Raw genomic sequence first — 24,112 nt, 5'->3', positions numbered from 1 at the left:
GCGTCGCCGGGCGAGCGACCCGAATCGTCGCCCGGCGACCGCCGCCCCCGTCAGCCGGTCGGCGCGGGCGCGGGCGCCGGCTCACCGTGCCGGCCCACTCCCCGGCTCACGCCCCGGCCGGAACCCGGTCCAGGAAGCCCAGTACCCGGAGGATCCGGCCGTCCTCACTGAGCGTGACCACGTCAAAACCGGCCACCGGAGCCGAACCGTCCGCCTCGTTCACCAGCTCCCAGCCGAAGCGGGCCGTGTCGTGATGGCCGTCGACGGCCCCGAGCGGGCGGAAGACGAAACCGGGGAACTGCTCGTGCGCCGCCGCGATCACGGCCGTGATCTGCGCATGTCCGGAGACATCCGCGAGCGGGTCGGTGTAACCGCCCTCCGGCGCCCAGGCCTCGGCGACCGCCTTGCCCAGCGCCTCCGGCTCGGTGGCGTTCCAGGCCTCGAAGTAGCGGGCGGCGGCGGTCTGGTAACGGTCGGTGTTCACGGACATGGTGAATCAGCCTCCATCGAGGTCGTCACTGCTGGTCAGGGGCTGGATCGCGGTGTGCGGCGATCCGTTGGCACCACCATGCCCCGGTCCGCGTGGCGGGTCGATTACCCCTCGGGTAATGAAGGCCGGCCGGTGCAGCTCGCGCATTTCGGCCAATTCGCAGGGGGAATATGCCAAGAGACTGGCCGGAAAGGTGTGGTGACAGTGTTTCGAAAGTGAACATACTCGAATGTCAGGGGCACTTCACCGCACAGGAGCCGCACGGAAACCCGGCCGCGACGGCACACCGGCGAGCTACGGGGGAGTGATCGTGCACGACGAATTCCTGTGCCATGTCACGGCATACGGCATGTGCGGCGGGCAACGCATCGGCGTCCCGCTCGGCACCTACCGTGCGCCGACCCTGGCCCTGGCGCTGTGGTGGTTACGGGACCGGGCCTCCTGGATCGCGGAACGCCTGGACCCCTTACCCGAGAACCCGAGGTTCCCGCACGGGTCACTGGTCCCGGTCGCCGAGACCGTCTCCGACGTACCCGGCCTGCTGCGCGCCTGGTGCGCCGACGCGGCCCGGCAGGAACTCGTCGCCGACGAGCTGGCCGACGGGCGTCTGGTGCGGATCGCGCTCCAGGACGACACCACCGAGTACGAACTGCTCGCCGAGTCCGTCGACGCCCTCCGGATGCAGCGCACCATCCCGGCCCTCGTCGTCCCCGTCGCCTGACCCGTGAACGCCCGTCGCCCGAGCGGCCCTGACCAGGCACAGAAGAGGGCTAATCGGTAGAATTCTGGCCATGGCGGAGTGGCCGGTCGCCTCGACGGCACCCGAACTCGTCCTGGAGACGGACACGGGATCCACGGTGATGAGCCCGGGCCGCGACTACCACGTCGGGCGGGACCCGTTGAGCGACATCGTCATCGACGACGCCCGGGTCTCGTGGCACCACGCGGTGCTGCGGCCCGACGACGGCCACTGGACGCTGGAGGACGAGCAGAGCACCAACGGCACCTACGCCGACGGCCGCCGCATCCGGGAGTGGGAGGTCGGACCGGGCACGGTGATCCGCTTCGGGAGCCCCGCCGACGGGCCGTCCGCCGTCCTGAGCGGCCGCCCGGCGCCCGCCGCGGACCGTCCCTCCGTCGTCTCCATGCCCGCCCGGACCGGCACCTTCCGGCAGCCCTCCTCGGTGATGCGGCTCCCGGCCCGCACGGTCCGCATCGGCCGCGCCGGCGACAACGACATCGTCGTCGACGACCTGACCGTCTCCCGCCACCACGCCGAACTGCGCGGCCACCCCGACGGCAGCCACGAGATCGTCGACCTCGACAGCCACAACGGCACCTACCTCAACGGCCGTGCCGTCACCCGCGCCCTGCTCGGCCCCCGTGACGTCGTCGGCATCGGCCACTCCGCGTTCTGCCTGGCCGACGGCGAGCTGCAGGAGTACGTCGACACCGGCGAGGTCTCCCTCGACGTCCAGGAACTGACCGTCTCCGTCGACCACGGCCGCAAGATCCTGCTGGACCGCGTCTCCTTCCCGGTCGGCGAGAAGTGCCTGCTGGCGGTGGTCGGACCGAGCGGCGCCGGCAAGTCCACCCTGCTCGGCGCCCTCACCGGCCAGCGTCCCGCCGAGCACGGCACCGTCCTCTACGACGGCCGCGACCTCTACCGCGACTACGCCGAGCTGCGCCAGCGCATCGGTCTTGTCCCCCAGGACGACATCCTGCACGTCCAGCTGACCGTGCGCAGCGCCCTCACCTACGCCGCCGAACTGCGCTTCCCCGAGGACACCGCGAAGGCCGAGCGCCGGCAGCGGGTGGACGAGGTCATCCGGGAACTGGGCCTCGAACAGCGCGCCGACCAGCCCGTGCACAGCCTCTCCGGCGGACAGCGCAAGCGGGTCAGCGTCGCCCTGGAACTGCTCACGAAACCGTCCCTGCTCTTCCTGGACGAGCCGACCTCCGGACTCGACCCCGGGATGGACCGCTCGGTGATGAACATGCTGCGCGGCCTCGCCGACGACGGCCGTACCGTCATCGTCGTCACCCACAGCGTGCTCAGCCTCGACGTCAGCGACCGCCTGCTCGTCCTCGCGCCGGGCGGCCGGACCGCCTACTTCGGGCCGCCCGGCGACGCCCTCGGCTTCTTCGGGTTCGACGAGTGGCCCGAGGCCTTCGAGGCGTTCGAGCGGGACACCGGCCGGGACTGGGCGGGGGAGTACCGCGCTTCGTCGTACCACCGCAAGTACATCGTGAACTCCAGCGCGCAGCCGGTGCTGCCCCGCTCCGGGCCGGTGGCCGCCGCCCCGCCGCCCAGACCGCGCAGCTGGGGCGCCCAGTTCTCGACGCTGGTGCGCCGCTACACGGCCGCGCTCGCCGCCGACCGGACCTTCCTCGCCATCATGATCGGGCTGCCGTTCGTGATGGGCGCCATGGCCCGCGCCGTCGCAGGCAACAAGCTCACCTTCGACACCGCGACCAACGCCCTGCTCACCCTGTGCGTGGGCGGGGTACTGACCGGCGCGGCCAACGCCGTGCGCGAACTGGTCAAGGAGCGGGTCATCTACCAGCGCGAGAGAGCCGTGGGGCTGCCCAGGTCGGCGTACGTGATGTCGAAGATCGTCGTCCTCGGCGCCGTCACCGTCCTGCAGGCGATCGTGCTCACCCAGGTCGGCCTGGCCGGCGTCGACCTCAACGCGCCCGGCGGCGACGGGGTGCTGATGCCTCCCCTGCTGGAGATCACCGTCGCCGTGGCCGTGCTCTCCTTCACCGCGATGATGCTCGGTCTGCTGATCTCCGCGCTGGTCCGCAAGGAGGAGGTGACGATGCCGCTCCTTGTGCTGCTCACCGTCGTCCAGGTCGTCTTCTGCGGGACCCTGCTGAAGCTGAACGGCGTGCCCGGACTCGAACAGGTCGCCTGGCTGGTGCCCTCGCGCTGGGCGCTCGGCGCGATGGCCGGCACCGTCGAACTGCACCGGATCGTGCCCGGCACCCTCACCGCCGACCCCTTCTTCCGGCACTCGGCGGGCGTCTGGCTGCGGAACATGGTCATGCTGGTGGTGCTGTCGGTGGTCTTCGGCTGTGTGCTGTCCCGGCTGCTGCGCCGGCACGAACCGGCCGTGATGCGGAAGTAGGCGACCGATGACGACGACGCCAGGATTCCGGCCCACCCATGTCGTCCCCGGCGACGGCATGCCCGCCTGGGAGGCCCCCGACCCGGCCAGGCCCACCGTGCCCCTCGACCCGCTGCTGCCGGTCCAGCTCGTCGAACGGCACGGCGACTGGGCGCACATCAGCTGCGCCAACGGCTGGTCCGCCTGGGTGGACGGCCGCTACCTCGTCGCCGTGCCCCAGGACCCACCGGTCACCGGCGGCCCGCCCACGGACGTCGGCGATCCGCGCCCCCTCCTTGCCCGCGCCGCCGAGGCGCTCACCGGCTACCGGGCCGCCGTCGAGGAACTGGCCGTCGGCGGCCTCGACGGGGAGTCCTTCCGGGGCCGTACGCACGGGCTGCGCATCGGCGTGGTGGTCGACGGCGAGTCGATGTGGCTGTACGACGCCACCGAGGGGCGCTGGCTGTACGGCGACGGGCGGCGGCTGTCCACGTACGTCACCGACCGCGCCGATCCGGGGCGGGCCGGCCCCGGCCGCGAGCCGACCCGGGTGGTGGCCCCCGACGGTGACCGCTGACGGGGGGTGCGCTCAGGCCGCCACCTCACCGCGCCGGTGCACCGGACGAGCCAGCAGGGCGCCCAGGAACCCGGCGAGCAGACCCCACAGCGCGCCCAGGCCCACCGCCGGCCAGAGCACGGGCTCCAGCAGCAGTTCACCGGACAGGTTGCCGCCCAGATCGCCGATGCCGAGCAGGGAGAGGCCGTAGTGGGCGGAGATCCGGCCGGTCAGGCATAGCGTGAGCATGGTCAGCGCGAGGGCGACCGCCAGGTGCAGGGCGTGCTGCCAGGCGCGGATCCGGGCCGGGGAGCGGACCGCCATCAGGAACGCGGCGGCCGGCAACAGCAGCGCGGCGACCCCGGCCAGCCACCACCAGCGGTCGTCGTGGGCGGTGATGGTGCGCAGGTTCAGCGTCGAGACGTCCGGTGTGCGCAGCACCTCGGCGAGCACCTTCGGCACCGGCAGCCCGAACGGCCCGTCGACCCTGCCCTTCCAGGTGGCGCCCAGACCGAGCGTGAAGGCCGGCCAGGCCAGGTTGGGCAGCCCGAGCAGGATCACCGCGAGGGTCTCCCTGGCGTGCCCGCGGGTCACCATCGTGGCCAGGGCGATCAGCAGGGCCAGCAGGACGTACGCCAGCAGGAGCACGACCATCGCGTGGGCCGCCGGGCGCACCGAGGCCTGGAAGCGCAGCAGGCGCACGGGCAGCGGCGCCCCGCGCGAGACCAGCAGCGCCAGCAGCAGGACGCCCGCCAGCCAGAGCAGCCCGAACCCGGCCGTCTGCGGCACATCGGTGGTGAAGCCCGCCTCCGGCGCTGCGCCGAGCGCGCCGGTGAGATCACTGAGGGTGCCGCTGCCCACGTCCACCGCGAAGGTGTGCCGGGCCCCGGCCGCGAGCCCGGTCAGCGCGAGCAGCCACAGCGCCGCGATCCGCGCCGCCCACCCGGCCAGTTCCGCGGCCCCGGCCACCGCCCGGTGCCGCAGCGGCCGCAGGAAGCCCCAGGCGGCGACCAGCGCCCCGACCAGCGTCACCGACAGCGGAGCGACCGTGAGCCCGGCGTTTGTGCGCGCCAGTTCGCCCGCGTTCCCCGACAGCTCGACGGCGCCGCCGACCGCCGTCACCACGGTCGCGAGAACCACCGGCAGGTACGCGCCCTTCGGCAGGTCCGTCGCGCCCGCCGCCCACAGCCCCACCGCGGCCACCACGAGCATCGCGACCGACGCGGTCAGCACCACGCCCACGGCCTGCGCCCAGCCGTGCCGGTGCGCGGACCGGCCGGGCGGCGCGGCCACCGGCGGCTCGGAGGCGAGGGGAGGGCGCACGCTGTCACGCTAGGCAACACCGTCACCAGGCGCCCGCCGGGTGGTCCGTCCGCGTCGGCTTGCGGACCGTGCAGGACCGGCGCACATTGGCCTGGACATGCCCCAAATGAGGCATTTTTCATGAATGCCGTTTACCGCACCGGGGAGATGAGCGCGTGAGTGTCGAACCGCCGTCGTTCGGCCGCCCCACAGGACCCCCCTCCGGCCCCCTGTCCGGACCGCCCGGGCCACCTCCCGGACCCCCCTCCCAGCCGCCGCCCGGTGGCGGTGACGGTCAGGGCGGCGAGCCGCACCGGCCATGGTGGAGGTCGGCGCCCCGGGTCGCGACGCTCACCACCGCCGTGGTGGTCGTTGCGGCCCTGGCCGTGGTTCTCACCCGTTCGGGCGACAGCTCCGGCCCGCGCGGCGAGGTCTTCCTGCAGGCCGCCAACAGCTCCGGCCAGGACCCGTTCACCGAGTCGACCGCACAGAAGACCACCGCCGCGCAGGTGTCCGCCGCCCCGGTCGCGTCCGGCGCGTCGGCGAACGAGGTGCGCGGGGTGAGCGGCGGGGCGCCCGGCCTCTACAGCGGCACGAAGAACAGCACCAGCTGCGACGTCGAACAGCAGATCAGGTACCTCCAGGCCGCGCCGTCCCGCAACAGGGCGTTCGCCTCCCAGGTCGGCGTCAGGCCCGCCGGCGTCCCGGCCTACCTGCGCTCCCTCACCCCCGTACAGCTGCGCGCGGACACCCGGGTCACCGCCCACGGCTACCGCGACGGCAAGGCGACCACCTACCAGTCCGTCCTCCAGACGGGCACCGCCGTCCTCGTCGACGGGCACGGTGTGCCGCGGCTGCGGTGCGCCTGCGGCAACCCGCTCGCCCCACCGGTCGCGCAGCGGTCCACCCCGAGGACCGTCGGCACCGCCTGGGCCGCCTACCGGCCCGCGAACGTGGTCGTCGTCGCACCCGCCGCGCAGGTCGTCAAGGTGTTCGTGGTCTTCGACCACGAACACCACGACTGGTTCGGCCGCCACCGCGGGGACCACACCGGGCACGACGACCGCCCGGCCAAGCCCCCGGCCGACCCGGACCCCATGAACCCGCCGCCCCACCACGGCTGCCCGCCCGCGTCCGGCAGACCCGGATCGGCCGGCACCACCCCGTGCCCGCCGGCCCCGTCCCGCCCGTCGACGCCCACGAGTCCGGGGAACGGCTCCGGATCCCCGTCGGCAAGCTCCTCGGCCCCGAACTCCTCGTCCCCGCAGTCGCCGGCGTCGAAGCCGCCCTCGTCCTCATCGCCGTCCTCGAAGCCGCCGTCCTCACAACCGCCCTCCTCGGCGCCTCCGACGAGCGAGTCGCCGAAGACCGAGTCACCGAAGACCGAGTCACCGAAGACCGGGTCGCCCCCTACGGAGTCCCCGCAGACCCAGAACCAGTCCCCGCGCACCGAGTCCCCGAAGAACGAGTCGCCGGCGTCGCAGCCGCCGAAGTCGCAGGGACCGGCGTCCGAGCCGCCGTCCTCCGCACAGCCGCTCGCCCCGCAGTCCGCGGCGTCGCCGGCATCGCACGGCCCGGGGGCCGCCGTGTCGTCCGCCGCCCCGGCGTCCTCGGCCCGGCTGGTACCGCCCGGCTCGGCCGCCCCCGGCGCACCGGGACTGTGACCAGCGCGACGTGAGGTGTGCGCGGTCGGCGAACATCCCGGGGGACTGCCGGCGCGCACTCGGGGTACGAGGATGGATGCAACAGCGACGGGCCGGGCCGGCCTCCTGGAGAGACACGCATGATCGAAAACCTGGGCGGGGCAGTGATACCGACTGGCTTCGACGTCCCTGTGGAGCCGCTGCGGCGCGCGGCGCACTACACCGGCGAGCCCGGCTGCATCGCCGAGGCGCGGGACTTCGCGGCCGGCTTCCTGGAGCAACTCAGGACGGAATGGTGCGCCGCGATCGACCCCCGGGCCGACGGTGAGCTGCTGCTCGTGGTGAGCGAGCTGGTGACCAACGCGGACCGGCACAGCAACGGCCCGTACATCCTCGAACTGGAGGGCACGGACAGCGCGGTCATGGTCTCCGTGTACGACAGCAGCGCCGCCCTGCCCCGGCGCTTCCCCAGGGATCCCGAGCGGGTCGGCCGGCACGGACTGGAGATCGTCCATGCCCTGGCCGCGGAGGTGGTCGCCGAGCGGGTGCCGGTCGGCAAGCGGGTACGCGCGCTGGTGCGCTTCCCCGGGTGATCGTGACCACGGGCGCCGCCCCACGCGCCGGTGCGGGGCAGCGCCCGTGGACCTCGCCGTCAGGCGCAGCCGAGCTCGCCCAGCATCCCCTGACGCAGCCGCATGATGATCCGCTTGATCAGGCGGGAGACGTGCATCTGGGAGCAGCCGAGCCGCTCGCCGATCTCGGCCTGGGTGGCCTCCTCCACGAACCGCAGATGGATGATCTCCCGGTCCCGTTCACTCAGCTCGGCCATGAGCGGGGCCAGCGACTGGAAGTCCTCCACGAGCCGCAGGCCTTCCTCCTCGACCCCGATGAAGTCGGCCAGCACCGCCTCGCCGTCCTCCGGGCCGTCCCCCGTCAGCGCCGCGTCCAGGGAGGAGGAGTTGTAGCCGTTGGCGGCCAGCTGGCCCTCGACCACCTCGTTCTCGGACAGGTTCATGAGCGTGGCCAGCTCGGCGACCGTCGGTTCCCGGTCCAGGCGGCTGGAGAGCTCCTCGCGCGCCTTGGCCAGCTCCACACGCAGCTCCTGGAGCCTGCGCGGCACGTGCACCGCCCAGGTGGTGTCCCGGAAGAACCGCTTGATCTCGCCCACGATGTACGGCAGCGCGAAGGAGGTGAACTCGACCTCGCGCGACAGCTCGAACCGGTCGATGGCCTTGATCAGGCCGATCATCCCGGTCTGGACGATGTCCTCCATGTCGTCGCCGCGGTTGCGGAAACGGCCGGCCGCGAACCGGACCAGCGACATGTTCATCTCGATCAGCGTGTTGCGGGCGTACTGGTACTCGTGCGTGCCCTCCTCCAGCTCGGCGATCCGCTGGAAGAACTGGCGGGACAGCTCACGTGCGTCGCGCGGGGCTACGGTCCTCGGGTCCTCGATTCCTGGCAGTGCCCCCTCCGTCGTCCACGTCTCGACGGGGTGAGCGGTGTTCACTGCTTCCGACCGGATCCCGGCGGTTTTCATGTCCTCTCCCAGGTCACTCACGTTGCGGCGGCTGTCTCGTCGGCCGGTGCCGTCCCGGCCCTGTCCAGGTGGTGCCAGGGCCGGTTACCCGGAACCGGACACCTTATGCGTGCCCTGCGGCTCGGGTACCCCGAGTGACGCGGCGCATGCGCCCCGTTTCCCGTCCTGGCGGAAAACCGCCGGTGGCGGGCTCTGGACGAGGTGGCTACGGTCCGACGCGTACGGCCGTGACCAGCTCGTGCCAGTACCGTTTGGTGACGGCACCGCCGTACCCGGAGTCGATCAGCTCGCGGATGTCCCCGAGCAGCCCGTTCCGGGCGGCCTCCGGGAGCGCCCGGTGGTTCGAGTAGGTGAGCAGCACGTCCAGGTACTCGCGGGTGGTGTACGTGATCTCCTGGGCGTGGCCCTGCACGGCGACGTCGGTGACGTAGGGGGACCCGGTGAACTCGCCCGTGTCGGTCGCGAGGTCCCCCTCCCGGGTCTGGCGCAGGCCGGGCGGCGTGGCCGGATCCCATCGCTCGTAGCACTCCTGGACCTCGGCAAAGAAGTCCTCGGTGCCGCCCGCCACGTGGTGGGTGGAGACGATGCCGAGGAGCCCGCCGGGGCGCAGTGCCCGGGCCGCCTTCGGCAGCCGCTCCGCCGGGTCGAGCCAGTGGAAGGCGGTCGCGCAGACCACCGCGTCGAACGGCTCCGGCGGCGGCTCCCACTGTTCGAAGGCCGACACCACCACGTCCACCCGGGGGAACGGTGCCAGTTGGCGGCGGGCCACCGCGGCCATGTTCGGGCCGATCTCCACGGCGGTGATCGAACAGCCGGACCGCGCCAGGTCGGCGGTGAGCTTGCCGGTGCCCGGGGCGATCTCCAGCACCCGGACGCCCGGCGCGGCCCCCGTGAGCCGGACCAGCTCCTCGACCAGCGCGGCGGGATAGCGGGGCCGGGCCCGTTCGTACCGCTCGGCGTCCTGGTCGAAGATGTCCCGCAGCCCGGGGTCCTGCACCCTGAATTCCAGTGCGTCCACAGGGGGCAGGATGCCGGTGCCCCTGCCCCGGGGCCAGCGCTTTTCGGCGGCCTCAGCTCGCGCCCTGCTCCCGCAGCTGCCGGAAGAACGCCCGGACGTCGCCCACCAGCAGATCCGGCTCCTCCATCGCGGCGAAGTGCCCGCCGCGGTCGAACTCCGTCCACCGGACGACGTGCTCGGTCCGGTCCGCCTTGTGCCGCAACGGAAGCTGGGGCTCGGCAGGGAACAGGGCGAGGGCGGTCGGCACCGTGGACGGTTCGGCGGGGGCGGTGGCCCGGGGCCCGGTGGCGTGTGCCCGCTCGTAGTAGATGCGGGCGGAGGAGGCAGCCGTCCCGGTGAGCCAGTACAGCATCACGTCGGTCAGCAGCCGGTCCCGGTCCACCGCCTCCTCGGGCAGCTCCGCGGAGTCCGTCCACTCGCGGAACTTCTCGACGATCCAGGCGAGCTGTCCGACCGGCGAGTCCGTGAGCGCGTATCCGGGCGTGTGCGGGCGGGTGCTCTGCAGGATCGCGTACCCGGTGCTCTCCTTGGTCCAGGCGGACCAACGGCGCCAGGACTCCAGTGTGTCGGCCCGTTCCGCGGCGCCCAGCCCGGCCAGCTCCGCGTCGGTGGGTTCGGTGGCCTGCTGGGCCCCCGGCAGCAGGTTGAGATGGACGCCGATCACCCGGCCGGGATGGGCACGGCCCAGCTCCCGGGAGACGACCGCGCCCCAGTCGCCGCCCTGCGCGCCGAACCGTTCGTAGCCCAGCCGGCGCATCAGCACCGCCCAGGCGTCCGCGACCCGCCCCGCCTCCCAGCCGGGCTCCGTGGTCGGCCCCGAGAACCCGAACCCCGGGATGCTCGGCAGCACCACGTGGAAGGCGTCGGCCGGGTCCCCGCCGTGCGCCGCCGGGTCGGTGAGCGGACCGACCACGTCGAGGAACTCCACGATCGAGCCCGGCCAGCCGTGGGTGAGGACCAGCGGGGTGGCGTCCGGCTCGGTGGAGCGGATGTGGGCGAAGTGCACGTTCGTGCCGTCGACCGTGGTGGTGAACTGCGGCCACGCGTTGAGCTCCGCCTCGGCCGCACGCCAGTCGTACTCGTGCCGCCAGTACCGGGCCAGCTCCTTCAGATAGGGGGCCGGGACGCCGTAGGCCCAGTCTGCGCCGGGCAGTTCGGCGGGCCAGCGGGTGCGGTCGAGGCGGGCGTGGAGGTCGTCGAGGTCGCTCTGCGGGATCGCGATGCGGAAGGGGGTGATGTCCGGCGACGGAGAGGTCATGGTGGGGATGCTAGGCGCAGGAGGTCGTCGGCCGTCTGCGGGCCGGTGGGGGCCGGCCGCGCCCACGCGGCGGAGCCGCATACGCAATACAGCCCCGAGCCCCCGAGGGGCGCGATGACCGATGAGTTTCCTGCAGAGCACCGGTCGGTACACATGACCGCGTTCCCCGCTCCCAGGAGGTGCCCATGACCGCCGACGGATTCACCACGTGTCTCTGGTTCGACGGGCAGGCCGAGGAGGCCGCCCACTACTACGTGTCGATCTTCAAGAACTCCAGCATCGGAAAGGTCGGCCGGTACAACGAGGCCGGGCCGGGGGAGACGGGGTCGGTGCTGGCCGTCGACTTCACGGCCAACGGGCAGAAGTTCGTCGCCATCAACGGCGGCCCGCAGTTCACATTCACCGAGGCGATCTCCTTCCAGATCTACTGCGACGGCCAGGAGGAGGTCGACCACTACTGGGCCAAGCTCACCGAGAACGGCGGCGAGCCCGGCCCGTGCGGCTGGCTCAAGGACAGGTACGGCCTGTCCTGGCAGGTGATTCCGGACGGGCTGATCGAGATGATCGGCGACGCCGACCCGGAGAAGGCCGCGCGCACCACCCGGGCCATGTACGCGATGGGCAAGCTGGACATCGCCGCGCTGCGGAAGGCGTACGCGGGGGAGTGAGCGGTACGGGGACGGGGGCGGTGTCCGTGGACACCGCCCCCGTGTGCACCCGCCGCCGGGTCAGACCCGGTCGGCCACGATCAGCAGGTACTGGAAGCTGCCGTTCTTGTACGCGGTGAGGAACGCGTCCTCGATCCCCGTCACCAGATGGTCGGCCTGCTTGCGCAGTTCCCAGTACGGGATCGTGGCTGCGGTGAGATCCTCCACATGGACCGGCACCAGGCGGTTGGCGGCCATCGCCCGGAAGTACTCCGACCTCGGGTGGATGTCGCAGATGTAGTGCGCGTTGATCAGGGACACCTCGCGGGACGCCTGCCCGTAGGCGTTGTTGTAGCAGCCGGTGATCGTCACGTAGCGGCCGCCGCGCCGCAGCAGCCGGGCGTGCTCGGCGAACAGCAGCTCCAGCTCGACGTACATCGTGGACTCGTTGTTCCACGAGGCCGCGTAGGCGCCCGTCTCGAAGCCGGTGTCCAGCATGTTCCGGTGGTGGTAGCGGACCTTGTCGCCGACTTCCCGCTTGCGGGCCATCTCGTTGGCGAAGTCGGCCTGTTTGGCGGAGATGGTCACGCCGTCGGAGTGGCAGCCGTAGCGCAGGTTCGCCACGATGCTGCCGCCGCCGCGGCCGCAGCCCGCGTCGAAGACCCGGTCGGCCGGCGTGAGGGCGCCGAGGTGCGAGGCGAGCAGCTCGGCCTGGGCGTGCTCCAGACGGTGCAGCTCGGCGGTGACGCGTTCCTTGCGCAGGGCTGGGTCGGTCTCGTCGAGCACCGACCAGTCGGCCTCACCGACGCCGTAGTGGTGGTGGTAGAGGTCGTCGATCTTTCCGAGTTCGAGGTTGACCGGGTTCTCCTCGGCGTTCCAGTACTCCGCGACGCTGTTCTGGTACCTGGACTGGGTCGGCACCGGGGCTGACGTGGTGGTCTTCCGAGCGACAGGGGCGGTCGTCAACAGTTGCTCCTCGAAATGTCTCTGACGGTGTTTCGGATGTGGCTCGATGGCTACCAGTAGTCGGGCAGGTGGTAGCGGCTGGTGTTGGTGGCGTGCCACTCGTGGTTGCCGGCGACCCAGGCGGCGAGCCCCTCGGCGTAGCGTGCGACCAGCGGCGAAGTGGCGGAGAGGGCGGCCGACTCCTCCTCGAAGGCGTCCATGACCCGGTTGTGGATGTCGACGGACCTCAGATAGGCCGCCTTCAGCCCGCACCGGTCGTTGGCGGCCACCACCTGGGGCAGGTTCAGGTGGTCCGGGTCGCTCGCCAGCTCCTTCGTGAAGGAGTACAGGTCGTTGACGATGGTGGTGGCGTTGCAGGCCAGGGCCGTGATCCGCTGGATCTCCGGGCGGGCGTAGAGCTGCTCCGGCAGTTCGTAGCCGTCCACCGCGTCGACGATCGACAAGCAGGGCCGGAAGTTGTTGAACTGCCGCATCACCAGGTACTCCCAGACCCGTGGTACGTACCCGGTCTCCATCCACGCGGCCTCGCCGAGGTAGCCCAGGTGCAGCCGGGCGATGTCGTGGACGAACCGGTCGGTCTGGCTGGGGGTGGCGAAGGCCGCGAAGTCCGTGAGGGCGAAGTGGTACGACCGCAGGGGCCCGGTGGCCCGGACGCCCTCGCGCCACTCCTCCTCCAGCTCCGGGATGCCGTGGAAGGGGTCGAGCGCCGACTGGGCGATGATCAGCGGGCCGCCGAGGCCCCGCCGGGATCCGCCCCGCCCCTCGTCCTCCTCGCAGTAGCAGGAGTCCACGATGTTCTCGGCGAGCAGCAGTTTGCCGGCGGCGGTGAGCCGGTCCAGGTCGAGACCGCCCGGGTGCTGGAGGGCGACGGCCCGGCCGAACTGGAAGTCGGAGAAGTCTCCCTTCCAGGCCGCGGGGAACAGGTCGAGCTCGCGGGCCCAGGCCTCCAGCCGTCGGTCGAGTTCGGCGGCCTTCTCCGGGTCGGCGGGCACGGCGGGCCGGTAGTGCAGTCCGGGGACCGCCCCGGTGGGCTTGGCCGGGCGCAGCCGCTCCGCGATGTTCGGCGGCCCCGGCAGGGCGTAGGAGGTGGTGGTTGTGCTCATGGATGTGCTCCAGGCCGTCAGTCGGCGGTGCGGCCGAGCTGGACGTTCTCCAGGATCCCGGCCGCGTCGGGGACCAGGACGGCGAGCGAGTAGTAGGCGGTGACCAGGTAGTTGACGACGGCCTGCTCGTTGATGCCCATGAAGCGGACGTTCAGGCCGGGCTGGAACTCCTCGGGGATACCGGTCTGGTAGAGGCCGATGACCCCCTGGTCGGCCTCGCCGGTGCGCAGCGCGATGATGCTGCTGGTGTGGTCGTCGCTGATCGGGATCTTGCTGCACGGGTAGATCGGGACCCCGCGCCAGGCCGGGATCTCGTGCCCGTCGACGTTGGTGGACGGGGGGACGAGGCCGCGCCGGTTGCACTGCCGGAAGAAGGCCGCGATCGCTTTCGGATGCGCCAGGATGACCTTGGTCTTGCGGCGCATGGAGATCAGCTCGTCCATGTCGTCCGGGGTCGGCGGACCGGTGAACGAGCTGATCCGCTGCCCGTAGTCGATGTTGTGCAGGAGCCCGAACTCCCGGTTGTTGACCAGCTCCCACTCCTGGCGCTCGCGGATCTCCTCGACCGTGAGCCGCAGCTGCTGCTGGGTCTGGTCCATCGGGTGGTTGTAGAGGTCCGCGACCCGCGAGTGCACCCGCAGCACGGTCTGGGTGAGCGACAACTCGTACTCGCGCGGCGCGAGTTCGTAGTCGACGAAGCCGCCCTGGAGGGTCGGCTCGCCGGTGTGGCCGGCCTGCACCGGCACCTCGGCCTCGCCCTTGCGGTTCATCGGCAGCCGCTGCCGGTCGACGTAGGCCTGGAGGTGGGCGCCGAGCGACGGCACCCGGTCCATGATCTCCTCGGCCACCGCCCAGGGCAGTGCCAGGACCACGCCCGCCGTCTCGGCCCGCACCGAGGTGAGCCAGAGCGGATCGGTCTGGCCCACCGCCTCGTCGCCCATCTGGTCGCCGTCGGTGACGACCCCGACGACCTCCTCCTCGCCGTACTTGCCGGCCGCGTACCGGATGAACCGGCCGTGCACCACCAGGTAGGTCTCGGTCACCGGCTGCCCGGCCTCGAACAGCACCTGCCCGGCGCGCACCTCGCGGGGCTGGAACCGGTCCGCGAGCTGGGTCAGCGCGTCCGGGTCGTCGTAACCGCGCAGGATCGGCAGCTCGGTGAGGGTCTGCGGGATGACCCGGATGTCGTCCCCGCCGTTGTGCTGGAAGCTCACCCGGCCCCGCCCGGTGCGCAGTTGGAGGCGCCGGTTGACCCGGTAGACGCCGCCCTTGACGTCCACCCACGGCAGCGTCTTCAGCAGCCACCGGGACGTGATGGCCTGCATCTGCGGTTCGGACTTGGTGGTCGTGGCGAGCTGGCGTGCCGCCCGGGTGCTCAGGCTGGTGAGCTGCCCGTCGGTGGTCGGATCCGGCTCGGGCTCGTCGACGGCGGAACCGATGACGCTGTCCGGTGTGGACACATTCCCTCCAGCAGAGAGGTGAACAACGGTGACCCGGAGGGTCGGTGGTGTGCGAGGTGGTGGTGCGCACGGACAAGCCAAACAGCCTTGGTGATCTACGGGTACGGCGCGAAAGGGGCGGTTGCATGCCTTAGGTGCGCAAACCTGGTGTTCGGGGTGGAAAGGGTTGCGTTTCCCTGTTGTGCGCCGGTGGCCCGCTCTCGTGCCCGGGGCCGCGCGGGGGTTGGGCTCAGGAAAGGTCGTTCACCAGCACCGCGGCCCCGTCGAAGCGCCCGGCCTTCAGGTCCCGCAGGGCCTGCGGTGCCTGCGACAGCGGGTAGGGGTGGGTGGTCGCGTGCACGCCGTGTCGCTCGGCGAGGGCGAGGAACTCCCGTCCGTCGGCACGGGTGTTGGAGGTGACGCTGCGCAGCTCCCGCTCGTAGAACAGCTCGCGCTCGTAGTTCAGCGACGGCACGTCGCTGAGGTGGATGCCCGCGACCGCCAGCACCCCGCCCCGGTCCAGGGCGCGCAGCGCCACCGGCACCAGGTCGCCGACCGGCGCGAACAGGATCGCGCTGTCCAGCGGCTCGGGCGGCGCCTCGTAGGCGTCCCGCGCCGAGGCCGCGCCCAGCTCCACGGCCAGCCGCCGTGCCTCGGCACCCCGGGTGAGCACGTGCACCCGCGCACCCTCGGCGAGCGCCACCTGCGCGCACAGGTGGGCGCTGCCCCCGAAGCCGTACAGGCCGAGCCGGCCGCCCGCCGGGAGCGACGCCCGGCGCAGCGCGCGGTAGCCGATGATCCCGGCGCACAGCAGCGGCGCGAGCGCGACGTCGTCGAGGGCGCCGGGCAGCCGGTAGGCGAAAGCGGCCGGCACGGTCGTGTACTCCGCGTAGCCTCCGTCGGCGTCCCAGCCGGTGTACTCCGAGTGCGGGCACAGGTTCTCGGCGCCCCGCAGGCAGTACGCGCACTCCCCGTCCGTGCGCCGCAGCCAGGCCACCCCGATCCGGTCGCCGACCGCGAAGTCCGCCACCCCGGCGCCCGTGCCCGCGACCGTGCCGACCACCTCGTGCCCCGGCGTCACCCCGGTCCTGTGCACCGGCAGATCGCCCTCGGTGACATGAAGGTCGGTGCGGCACACCCCGCAGGCCCGCACCCGGACCAGCAACTCGTCCGCCCCGGGCACCGGCACCGGCCGCTCGACCAGCCGCAGCGGTTCCGCCTCGACCGGCCCGGGCCGTTCCACCGACCATGCCCGCATCACGTCCGCCATACCGCGCCCCGTCCGCCGAAGGCCGCCGACCTCCTTCCCAGTGTCCGCCGGAGTCCGGCGTTCGGCGCGCGGGCGGTCGGCCCGGTGGCTAGCGTGAGGAACCGGGAGAACCCGCTCGATCGGAAGGGCCGCGGCGATGGCGGTACAACCTGAAGGAACCCCCTGCTGGGCGGACGCGATGTTCGGCGACCTGGAGGGGGCCAAGAGCTTCTACGGCGAGGTGCTCGGCTGGACGTTCGGGGAGTCGTCCCCGGAGTACGGCAACTACACGCAGGCCTACGTGGACGGCAAGGCCGTCGCCGCCGTCGTACCGCCCATGTCAGGTCAGGAGGGGCACTCGCAGTGGTGCCTGTATCTCGCCTCGCCGGACGCCGCGGCCGCCGCCGGACGGATCCGGGCGAACGGCGGCGAGGTGCTGATGGAGCCGATGCAGGTCGGCGAGTTCGGCACGATGTGCCTGGCCCGTGAGCCCGGCGGCGCGGTGTTCGGGATCTGGCAGGGCGGCGTCCACGAGGGCTTCGAGGCCACGGCCGTACCCGGCGCCTACTGCTGGGCCGAGGTCTTCACCCGCGAGCCCGAGAAGACCGACCCCTTCCTCGCGGCCGTCTTCCCCTACACGGTCCGGCAGATCGAGGACAGCAACGTCGACTTCCGCACGTTCAACCTCCGTGAGCAGCCGGTCCTCGGCCGGATGCGGATGACCGACGACTTCCCGCCCGAGATTCCCTCGTACGTCAACGTCTACTTCACCGTCGCCGACTGCGACGAGGCCGTGGCCAAGGCGACCAAGCTCGGTGCGGTGCTCCGCTTCGGGCCGATGACCAGCCCCTTCGGACGCATGGCGGCGCTCACCGACCCGCAGGGCGCGAACTTCTCGGTGATCGACGTCACGACCACCGAAGGCGAGATGCCGTCCAGTACGGAGGCCTGACCAGGGCGGATCCCGAGCCCCGGCCGGGCGCCCCGGCCGGCCGTGGCATGATCGGGGCCATGCGTGAACGAGTGGTGGCCGCGTGCGACGGGGCTTCTAAGGGAAACCCCGGACCGGCCGGCTGGGCCTGGGTGGTGTCCGACGACGCGGCGACTCCCGCCCGCTGGGAGGCCGGGCCGCTCGGCAGGGCCACCAACAACGTGGCCGAACTGACCGCCCTGGAACAGCTGCTGGCGGCCACCGACCCGGACGTGCCGCTGGAAGTGCGGATGGACTCCCAGTACGCGATGAAGGCCGTCACCACCTGGCTGCCCGGCTGGAAGCGCAACGGCTGGAAGACCTCCGGGGGCAAGCCGGTCGCCAACCAGGAGCTGGTCGTCCGCATCGACGAGCTCCTGGACGGCCGCACGGTCGACTTCCGCTACGTCCCCGCCCACCAGGTCGACGGCGACCCGCTGAACGACTTCGCCGACCGCGCGGCCAGCCAGGCGGCCATGGTCCAGGAGGCCGCGGGCAGCGCGCTCGGCTCCCCGGTACCGCCGCCGTCCCAGGCGTCCGCCGCCGCGGCCCCGCGCCGCAAGGCGGCGCCCCGCAAGAACGCGGCGGGGGGTGGCTCCTCGTCCCGGACCATCAAGGCGAAGTTCCCCGGCCGCTGCCTGTGCGGCCGTTCCTACGCGGCCGGCGAGCCGATCGCCAAGAACGCACAGGGGTGGGGCCACCCTGAGTGCCGAACGGCCGCCGAGGCCTGACCCGGCGGGCCGGCCCAGCGGCCTGATGCGGCGAACCGGTCAGGCCTCCAGGGTGTCGAACGTGTAGAACCTCGTGTGGTCGAGCAGGTCCGCCGGCCGCACGTCGTTCCACGGCTTCATCGTCTCGTCCAGGTCCACCACGTCCGGCGTGCCGCCGCCCGGCAGGTAGGCCGCCTCCGGGTGGCGGCGCTGCCAGCGGGCCCAGAGCTTGTCCATGAAGGCGTGGTGCAGCCAGAACACCGGGTCGTTGGGGGAGACCCCGGTGGCCATCTGCCCGCCGACCCAGACGTGGACCCTGTTGTGCAGGTTGACCCCGCGCCAGCCCTCCAGATGGTTCCGGAAGCCGTCCGAGGCGCTGTTCCAGGGCGCCATGTCGTACGTCGCCATGGACAGGACCGAGTCGACCTCGGCCCGGGTCGGCAGCTCGCGCACGCCCGTCCCGAGCGACCTGCGCAGATAAGTACGGCCGTCCACGCGGACGTTGACCGGCCAGTTCCCGCCGCCGGCGGCGAACGGCCCGTCCGTCACGCGCCCGTCCGAGCTGCGCCCGGTACCGCCGAGGAAGTCCGGTGCCCACAGCGAGGCGCGGACGGTCCGGTCGGTGCTCCAGTCCCAGTAGGGGAGCGCGACGGAGGCGTCCACGGACTGCAGGGCCTGCTCGAAGTCGAGCAGGAATCTGCGGTGCCAGGGCAGGAACGACGGCGAACGGTGGCCGGTGCGCTCCGAGTCGTCGGTGTCGGACATGATGAAGGCGTTGTGCGTGCGCACGAAGTCGTCGTAACGCCCGCTGCGCTTCAGCTCGATGACGGCGGCGACGAACCGCCGCTTCTCGTCGGCGGTCAGGGTTGCCTGGTTCTTGCGAACGGTCATGTGCGGGAAGACTCCTTGTACGGGCGGTCAGTTGGCGGGGAACGGCAGGAGCGCGGCGCCCTGCAGCTCGTCGACCGCGGCGCGGGCGGCGGCGCGCGGGCCGGCGACCGGGGCGTAGTGGCTGACCACGCTGATCCAGCTGCCGTCTGCGTTGCGCATCACGTGCAGTTCGACCCCGTCCACGAACACCGCGTAGCCGGTGCCGTGTCCGTGGTGGTGACCGCCGCCCGTTCCCGCCATGCCGCCCATGTCGTCCATGCCGGTCGGCCGGCCCTGTATGCGGCGGCCCTTGTAGACCTCGTCGAAGGGTTCGAGAGCTCCCTCGTGCGAGTGGCCGGCGGCCGAGGCGCCGGGCGCGAGGAGGGTCTGGGCACCGGCCGCTGCGGCGAGGGCGGCCGCCGCGGTGAGGGCGCGACGGCGGGTGAGTTCGGGCATACGGATGCTCCTGTGACGGGTGCGGGTGATGACTCCGTATGCCTATCCGCCGACTTCGGAGCGGGAGAAATCGCCCGGATCGGGTTGGCTGCGATCAGGACAATTAGTCACATGTCATACAAGATTGAACAAAGACGATCTTGTCGTGGCGATGGTTCCGCCGGACCCGGAACGGGCAATTCCTTGCGCGGGCGCGCGGCTTGCCGGTGATCTTTCGCTCCGGTCCGCCGTCCGGGTGGTGTGGCTCACGGTGTCAATCTGGCGCGATTCGAAAACCCGGCCGGGTGCCTTGACGCTGCTACTCTCCGGTGCCAATTGACCACGTGCGGTGAAACTGAGGGGTGTGTGCGTGAAGGTCGTCTGCGTCGGAGGCGGGCCGGCCGGCCTGTATCTCGCGATCCTGCTCAAGCGGCAGAACCCGTCCCACGAGATCGCCGTCCACGAACGCAACCCCGAGGGCTCCACCTACGGCTGGGGCGTCACCTACTGGCGCGCCCTGCTCGACCGGCTGCACGCCTGCGACCCCGAGTCGGCCCGCGCCATCGAGGCGAGCTCGGTGCGCTGGACCCAGGGCGTCGCCCACGTCCGCGGCGAGGTGGCCCGGCAGCCCGGCGACGCCGGCCACGGCATCGGCCGCCACCGCCTCCTGGAGATCCTCGCCGGACGCGCCCGGGATCTCGGCGTCCGGCTGGAGTTCGAGGACGAGATCACCCCCGGGGACCTCCCCGACGCCGACCTGGTCGTCGCCGCCGACGGCATCCACAGCGCCCTGCGCACGCAGCACGCCGGCCACTTCGGCACCGAGGCCACCGAGGGCCGCAACCACTACGTGTGGCTGGGCACCACCCGGGTCTTCGACTCCTTCACCTTCGCCTTCGCCGAGACCGAACACGGCTGGGTCTGGTGCTACGGCTACCCGTACGACGACGGGCACAGCACGTGCGTCATCGAGTGCGCCCCGGAGACCCTCACCGGGCTCGGCCTCGACGCGATGGACGAGGCCGGCCAACTGGCCCTGCTGGAGAAGCTGTTCGCCGGCATCCTCGACGGTCACCCGCTGGTCGGCGGCTCCTCCGCGGCCTGGCCGGCCTTCCGCACCCTCACCAACCGCACCTGGCACCACGGCAACCTCGTCCTGCTCGGCGACGCCGCCCACACCACCCACTACTCCATCGGCGCCGGCACCACCCTCGCCCTGGAGGACGCGATGTGCCTGGCGGACGCCCTGCGCGAGCACCCGCTCCTGCCCGACGCCCTCACCGCCTACGAACGGCGGCGCAGGGCCGAACTGGTCTCCGCCCAGAGCGCCGCCCGCCTCAGCGCCCAGTGGTACGAGAACCTGCCCCGCTACATCGGCCTGCCTCCGCACCGCATGTTCGCCCTGCTCGGCCAGCGGCACTCGCCCCTGCTGCCGTACGTCCCGCCGCAGCTCTACTACGGCCTGGACAAGGCCGCCGGGCGGCTGGAGATGCTGCGCAGGTTCAAGCGGTGGCTCGGGCCGCGGGCGGCGCGCGCCCTGCACGCCCGGTCCTGAACGCCGTAGGCGGCGGAACGGTTTGAGTGAATATCCATTCACCAGATAGGGTGAATGGATATTCACCTCTTTCTTCATGTCGCCCACAGGAGTGTCGATGGACCAGCCCGCCCCGATAGCCGGCAACCCGGGATCGCCCGCCGCCCCGCCCCCGCTGCGGCAGCGGCTGACCATCCCGGTGCTGGCCTTCGGCGGGATCCTCATGGCCGTCATGCAGACGGTCGTCGTCCCCCTCCTGCCGGACCTGCCGCGGCTCACCCACTCCTCGGCCGGCACCGTCTCCTGGACGGTCACCGCGACCCTGCTCGCCGGGGCCGTCCTCACCCCGGTGCTCGGCCGGGCCGGTGACATGTACGGCAAGCGCCGGGTGCTCACCGGGGCACTCACGCTGATGACCGTGGGCTCCGTGATGTGCGCCCTGTCCTCGGACATCACCGTGCTCATCGTCGCCCGCGCCCTGCAGGGCGCCGCCGCCTCCGTCGTACCGCTCTCGATCAGCATCCTGCGCGACGAACTCCCGCCCGAGCGGCGGGGATCGGCGGTGGCGCTGATGAGCTCCACCGTCGGTATCGGCGCCGCCCTGGGCCTGCCGCTGGCCGCGCTGGTCGTGCAGTACTACGACTGGCACACCATGTTCTGGCTGACCAGCCTCCTCGGCGCGGTGGGCGTCGCGGGTGTCTGGTGGGCGGTCAGGGAGTCGCCGGTGCGCGAGAGCGGCCGGTTCGACGTCCTCGGGGCGCTGGGGCTGGCCGCCGGGCTGACCTGCCTGCTGCTCGGTGTCTCGCAGGGCGGCGAGTGGGGCTGGGGCAGCCCGCGCGTCCTCGGGCTCTTCGGCGCCGCCCTCCTGGTGCTGGCCCTGTGGTGGTGGCAGCAGCTGCGGACCGGGCAGCCGCTGGTCGACCTGCACCTCGTGACCCGGCCGCGGGTCGGCCTCTCGCACGTCGCCGCCCTGCTCACCGGGTTCGCCTTCTACGCCAACTCCCTGGTCACCGCCCAGCTGGTGCAGGCGCCGAAGGCCACCGGATACGGTCTCGGCCTGTCGATCGTGGCCACCGGTCTGTGCCTGCTGCCCGGCGGCGTGACCATGCTGCTGTTCTCGCCGCTCTCCGCCCGGATCTCCGCCGCCCGCGGCCCGCGCATCACCCTGGCCCTCGGCGCCGCGGTCATCGCCTGCGGATACGTGGTCCGCATCGCCGACAGCCGCGACCTGTGGATGATCATCCTGGGTGCCACCGTCGTCGCCACCGGCACCACCCTCGCCTACTCCGCGCTGCCCACACTGATCCTGCGGGCCGTCCCGGCGAACCAGACCGCCTCCGCCAACGGCGTCAACGTCCTCATGCGCACCATCGGCCAGGCCACCTCCAGCGCCGCCGTGGCCGCCGTCCTCACCCACCACACCAGCCTCGTCGGCGGCGCCCCGGTCGCCACGCTCCACGGCTACCTGCTGGCCTTCGCGATGGCCGGCGTCGTCGCCCTCGTGGCCGGTGGCGCCGCCCTGTCCATCCCCGGCGACAGGGCGCCCGACGACGCGCCGCGGGCCGTTGGCCCGGCCGAGAGTGCCAGGGACGACGCGCTGGAGGGAGCATGAGTGCCGTGAACACCCGCCCCGGCACCTCCGCCGCGCCCGCGCCCCCCCCGGCCCCCGCCCGCCGGGACGCCGAGGCCACCAAGGCCGTCATCCTCAGAGCCGCCCGGTACCTGCTGGCCCGGCACGCGCACGCCGACATCACCCTCAAGGACGTCGCCGAACGCGCCGGGGTCAGCGCACCGCTGATCCTCAAGTACTTCGGCAACAAGGACAGTCTGTTCGCCCGCGTCATGTCCTTCGACACCGACGCGGCCGCCCTGCTGGACGCACCCCTGGAGGACCTCGGCCGGCACATGGTCCGGCACGTCCTGGAGAGCCAGCGCGACCGCGGCGCCGATCCGCTGCTGCGCATCGTCTTCGCACCGCTGCACGGCGACCACGGAGAGGTGCTGCGCGCCAACTTCCGCGCCCACGTCGTCGCCGCCCTCGCCGCCCGGCTCACCGGCCCCGACCCGGACCTGCGCGCCGAACTCGCCGTCGCCCAGCTCATCGGCCTGGGTGTGATGTACGGCATCGCCCGCGGCCCGCGGCTGCGCGACTGCGCGGCCACCGACATCGGCGACATCGCCGACCGTTACGGTCCGGCCGTGCAGGCCCAGTTGACGCCGTAGCCGCGCTCAGCCGGAAGCGCCGCGAGGTGTCGGCGTTCGGCCGCGCCGCCGTCGTGGCTGGTCGCGCCGTTCCCCGCGCCCCTATGGGGCGCTGCCCCCAGGCCTGTTCAACAGCGCCTCGGCCGACCTGCGGAAGGCCGCCGTCAGCCGGTGGCTGTCCCCGGCGCGGGTCGCCAGTACCACGTGGCTCGGCTCGACGCCGTGCAGCGGGACCGTGGTGAGGTCGGGGCGGATGGTCGCGCCGGGCACCAGGGGCACGATCGCCACAGCATCCCCCGCGGCAACGTGCTCGAACTTGTCCTCCACGGCGCCGATCAGCGGTCCGCCGGGCGCCGGGCTGCCGTCCGGCCGGGGGTCGACGCGCCAGAACGCGTTCCAGAGCGGATCCCGGCCGCGGGGCAGCGGCTCGTCGGCGATGTCGTCGAGCGTGACCGACTCCTTCCCGGCCAGCCGATGGTCCAGCGGGACCACCAGGAGGCGCGGTTCGTCGTAGAGCACCGTCACCCGCAAGCCGTCGGTGGCCAGCGGCAGCCGGGTCACCACCGCGTCCACCCGCCCCGTCAGCAGGGCATCGTGCGGCTCGTCCCAGTCGAGGTGCAGGGTCCGGACGTCGGCGTCCGGGAAACGGCGGCGCAGATCGCGTACGGCGGAGGTGACGAAGATCCCGTTGATGTACCCGACGGTGATCCGGCTCGGCTCGGCGGCGGCCCGGGTGACGGCGGCCGCCTCGCCCGCGGCCCGCAGCAACCCCTCCGCCCGTGTCAGGAACACCTCGCCGGCCTCGGTGAGCCTGGCTCCCTGCGGGGTGCGGTGGAAGAGCCGCGCCCCCAGCACCTGTTCCAGCCGCTGGATCTGCCTGCTCAGCGCCGGCTGCGTGATGTGCAGGGCGCCCGCGGCCCGCCCGAAGTGCCGCTGCTCGGCGACGACGGTGAAGTACCGGACGAGCCGCAGATCGAGGTCGGGGGCGGAAGCCGGATCAGCCATGCCTCCAGGGTACGGCCGACGACCTGCCCCGATGCCTGAAACGCATTGCGCCTTGCGAAAGAGGC

At 72.3% G+C, this 24,112-nt stretch carries 22 protein-coding genes and 1 pseudogene; 11 read left to right on the top strand and 12 right to left on the bottom strand.

Annotation, left to right across the window (positions count from 1 at the left end; translation table 11 throughout):
* Nucleotides 1–106: 106 nt before the first annotated feature.
* Nucleotides 107–490, bottom strand: coding sequence for a nuclear transport factor 2 family protein (locus ACZ63F_RS36365; RefSeq protein ID WP_457739136.1), 384 nt, complete (start codon nucleotides 488–490; stop codon nucleotides 107–109).
* Nucleotides 491–800: 310 nt separating this feature from the next.
* Between ACZ63F_RS36365 and ACZ63F_RS36360 the strand changes: the two genes are divergently transcribed.
* From ACZ63F_RS36360 to ACZ63F_RS36350, 3 genes are all read left to right on the top strand, one after another.
* On the top strand, nucleotides 801–1,211 hold the full coding sequence (locus ACZ63F_RS36360) for a hypothetical protein (RefSeq protein ID WP_469717774.1): 411 nt from the start codon (nucleotides 801–803) through the stop codon (nucleotides 1,209–1,211).
* A gap of 70 nt (nucleotides 1,212–1,281) precedes the next feature.
* Nucleotides 1,282–3,621, top strand: a complete 2,340-nt coding sequence (locus ACZ63F_RS36355; protein ID WP_469717772.1) for an ABC transporter ATP-binding protein/permease — start codon at nucleotides 1,282–1,284, stop codon at nucleotides 3,619–3,621.
* A 7-nt stretch (nucleotides 3,622–3,628) separates the two neighbouring features.
* Complete coding sequence (locus ACZ63F_RS36350; RefSeq protein ID WP_469717770.1) at nucleotides 3,629–4,177, top strand: hypothetical protein; 549 nt, start codon at nucleotides 3,629–3,631, stop codon at nucleotides 4,175–4,177.
* A 12-nt stretch (nucleotides 4,178–4,189) separates the two neighbouring features.
* Here ACZ63F_RS36350 and ACZ63F_RS36345 read toward each other — a convergent pair whose 3' ends face one another.
* Nucleotides 4,190–5,479: a streptophobe family protein gene (locus ACZ63F_RS36345; protein ID WP_469717768.1), complete on the bottom strand. Its 1,290-nt coding sequence runs from the start codon at nucleotides 5,477–5,479 to the stop codon at nucleotides 4,190–4,192.
* 155 nt (nucleotides 5,480–5,634) lie between these two features.
* Here ACZ63F_RS36345 and ACZ63F_RS36340 point away from each other — a divergent pair.
* Together ACZ63F_RS36340 and ACZ63F_RS36335 are read left to right on the top strand one after the other, a co-directional pair.
* Nucleotides 5,635–6,873 (top strand): annotated as a pseudogene (locus ACZ63F_RS36340) (DUF6777 domain-containing protein); the annotation flags it as partial.
* A gap of 368 nt (nucleotides 6,874–7,241) precedes the next feature.
* Nucleotides 7,242–7,694 (top strand): ATP-binding protein, encoded by a 453-nt coding sequence (locus tag ACZ63F_RS36335; protein WP_469717766.1) that lies wholly within the window; start codon nucleotides 7,242–7,244, stop codon nucleotides 7,692–7,694.
* Between the two features lie 59 nt (nucleotides 7,695–7,753).
* Here ACZ63F_RS36335 and ACZ63F_RS36330 read toward each other — a convergent pair whose 3' ends face one another.
* The 3 genes from ACZ63F_RS36330 to ACZ63F_RS36320 form a co-directional block, all read right to left on the bottom strand.
* Complete coding sequence (locus tag ACZ63F_RS36330; protein WP_469717764.1) at nucleotides 7,754–8,641, bottom strand: RNA polymerase sigma factor SigF; 888 nt, start codon at nucleotides 8,639–8,641, stop codon at nucleotides 7,754–7,756.
* Between the two features lie 205 nt (nucleotides 8,642–8,846).
* On the bottom strand, nucleotides 8,847–9,668 hold the full coding sequence (locus ACZ63F_RS36325; RefSeq protein ID WP_469717936.1) for a class I SAM-dependent methyltransferase: 822 nt from the start codon (nucleotides 9,666–9,668) through the stop codon (nucleotides 8,847–8,849).
* 43 nt (nucleotides 9,669–9,711) lie between these two features.
* A complete protein-coding gene (locus tag ACZ63F_RS36320) occupies nucleotides 9,712–10,917 on the bottom strand; it encodes an epoxide hydrolase family protein (RefSeq protein ID WP_469717762.1) in 1,206 nt (401 codons plus the stop codon).
* Between the two features lie 185 nt (nucleotides 10,918–11,102).
* Here ACZ63F_RS36320 and ACZ63F_RS36315 point away from each other — a divergent pair, with 185 nt between their 5' ends.
* Nucleotides 11,103–11,585, top strand: a complete 483-nt coding sequence (locus ACZ63F_RS36315; RefSeq protein WP_469717761.1) for a VOC family protein — start codon at nucleotides 11,103–11,105, stop codon at nucleotides 11,583–11,585.
* A 60-nt stretch (nucleotides 11,586–11,645) separates the two neighbouring features.
* On the opposite strand, the gene ACZ63F_RS36310 is transcribed toward ACZ63F_RS36315, so the two are convergent.
* The 4 genes from ACZ63F_RS36310 to ACZ63F_RS36295 all read right to left on the bottom strand — a co-directional run bounded on the left by ACZ63F_RS36310 (nucleotide 11,646) and on the right by ACZ63F_RS36295 (nucleotide 16,330).
* Nucleotides 11,646–12,530: a geranyl diphosphate 2-C-methyltransferase gene (locus ACZ63F_RS36310; protein WP_469717759.1), complete on the bottom strand. Its 885-nt coding sequence runs from the start codon at nucleotides 12,528–12,530 to the stop codon at nucleotides 11,646–11,648.
* 50 nt (nucleotides 12,531–12,580) lie between these two features.
* The gene (locus tag ACZ63F_RS36305) at nucleotides 12,581–13,633 is read right to left on the bottom strand and encodes a family 2 encapsulin nanocompartment cargo protein terpene cyclase (RefSeq protein WP_469717757.1); all 1,053 of its coding nucleotides are present in this window, start codon (nucleotides 13,631–13,633) and stop codon (nucleotides 12,581–12,583) included.
* 17 nt (nucleotides 13,634–13,650) lie between these two features.
* Entirely contained in the window at nucleotides 13,651–15,093 is a 1,443-nt protein-coding gene (locus tag ACZ63F_RS36300) for a family 2B encapsulin nanocompartment shell protein (protein WP_469717756.1), read from the bottom strand.
* Nucleotides 15,094–15,322: 229 nt separating this feature from the next.
* Nucleotides 15,323–16,330 (bottom strand): zinc-binding alcohol dehydrogenase family protein, encoded by a 1,008-nt coding sequence (locus ACZ63F_RS36295; protein WP_469717934.1) that lies wholly within the window; start codon nucleotides 16,328–16,330, stop codon nucleotides 15,323–15,325.
* Nucleotides 16,331–16,478: 148 nt separating this feature from the next.
* Between ACZ63F_RS36295 and ACZ63F_RS36290 the strand changes: the two genes are divergently transcribed.
* Both ACZ63F_RS36290 and ACZ63F_RS36285 read left to right on the top strand, forming a co-directional pair.
* The gene (locus ACZ63F_RS36290; protein ID WP_469717754.1) at nucleotides 16,479–17,273 is read left to right on the top strand and encodes a VOC family protein; all 795 of its coding nucleotides are present in this window, start codon (nucleotides 16,479–16,481) and stop codon (nucleotides 17,271–17,273) included.
* Nucleotides 17,274–17,320: 47 nt separating this feature from the next.
* Complete coding sequence (locus ACZ63F_RS36285; protein ID WP_469717753.1) at nucleotides 17,321–18,022, top strand: ribonuclease H family protein; 702 nt, start codon at nucleotides 17,321–17,323, stop codon at nucleotides 18,020–18,022.
* Between the two features lie 39 nt (nucleotides 18,023–18,061).
* On the opposite strand, the gene melC2 is transcribed toward ACZ63F_RS36285, so the two are convergent.
* Both melC2 and melC1 read right to left on the bottom strand, forming a co-directional pair.
* Nucleotides 18,062–18,892: a tyrosinase MelC2 gene (melC2, locus tag ACZ63F_RS36280; RefSeq protein ID WP_469717751.1), complete on the bottom strand. Its 831-nt coding sequence runs from the start codon at nucleotides 18,890–18,892 to the stop codon at nucleotides 18,062–18,064.
* Between the two features lie 27 nt (nucleotides 18,893–18,919).
* Nucleotides 18,920–19,327 carry an apotyrosinase chaperone MelC1 gene (melC1, locus tag ACZ63F_RS36275; RefSeq protein WP_469717750.1) on the bottom strand — a complete coding sequence of 136 codons (408 nt, stop codon included), beginning with the start codon at nucleotides 19,325–19,327 and terminating at the stop codon, nucleotides 18,920–18,922.
* A 343-nt stretch (nucleotides 19,328–19,670) separates the two neighbouring features.
* On the opposite strand from melC1, the gene ACZ63F_RS36270 reads away from it, so the two are divergent.
* The 3 genes from ACZ63F_RS36270 to ACZ63F_RS36260 all read left to right on the top strand — a co-directional run bounded on the left by ACZ63F_RS36270 (nucleotide 19,671) and on the right by ACZ63F_RS36260 (nucleotide 23,063).
* On the top strand, nucleotides 19,671–20,861 hold the full coding sequence (locus tag ACZ63F_RS36270; RefSeq protein WP_469717748.1) for an FAD-dependent monooxygenase: 1,191 nt from the start codon (nucleotides 19,671–19,673) through the stop codon (nucleotides 20,859–20,861).
* 97 nt (nucleotides 20,862–20,958) lie between these two features.
* Nucleotides 20,959–22,452 (top strand): MFS transporter, encoded by a 1,494-nt coding sequence (locus ACZ63F_RS36265; protein ID WP_469717747.1) that lies wholly within the window; start codon nucleotides 20,959–20,961, stop codon nucleotides 22,450–22,452.
* Nucleotides 22,449–23,063: a TetR/AcrR family transcriptional regulator gene (locus ACZ63F_RS36260; RefSeq protein ID WP_469717745.1), complete on the top strand. Its 615-nt coding sequence runs from the start codon at nucleotides 22,449–22,451 to the stop codon at nucleotides 23,061–23,063. The genes ACZ63F_RS36265 and ACZ63F_RS36260 overlap by 4 nt, the downstream gene beginning before the upstream one ends.
* 81 nt (nucleotides 23,064–23,144) lie before the next feature.
* Here the strand turns inward: ACZ63F_RS36260 and ACZ63F_RS36255 are convergent, their stop codons facing one another.
* The gene (locus tag ACZ63F_RS36255; RefSeq protein ID WP_469717744.1) at nucleotides 23,145–24,047 is read right to left on the bottom strand and encodes a LysR family transcriptional regulator; all 903 of its coding nucleotides are present in this window, start codon (nucleotides 24,045–24,047) and stop codon (nucleotides 23,145–23,147) included.
* Between the last annotated feature and the right edge of the window lie 65 nt (nucleotides 24,048–24,112).

Source organism: Streptomyces sp. NPDC104761 (assembly GCF_055583445.1).
This window is presented reverse-complemented; position numbering and strand designations above follow the sequence as displayed.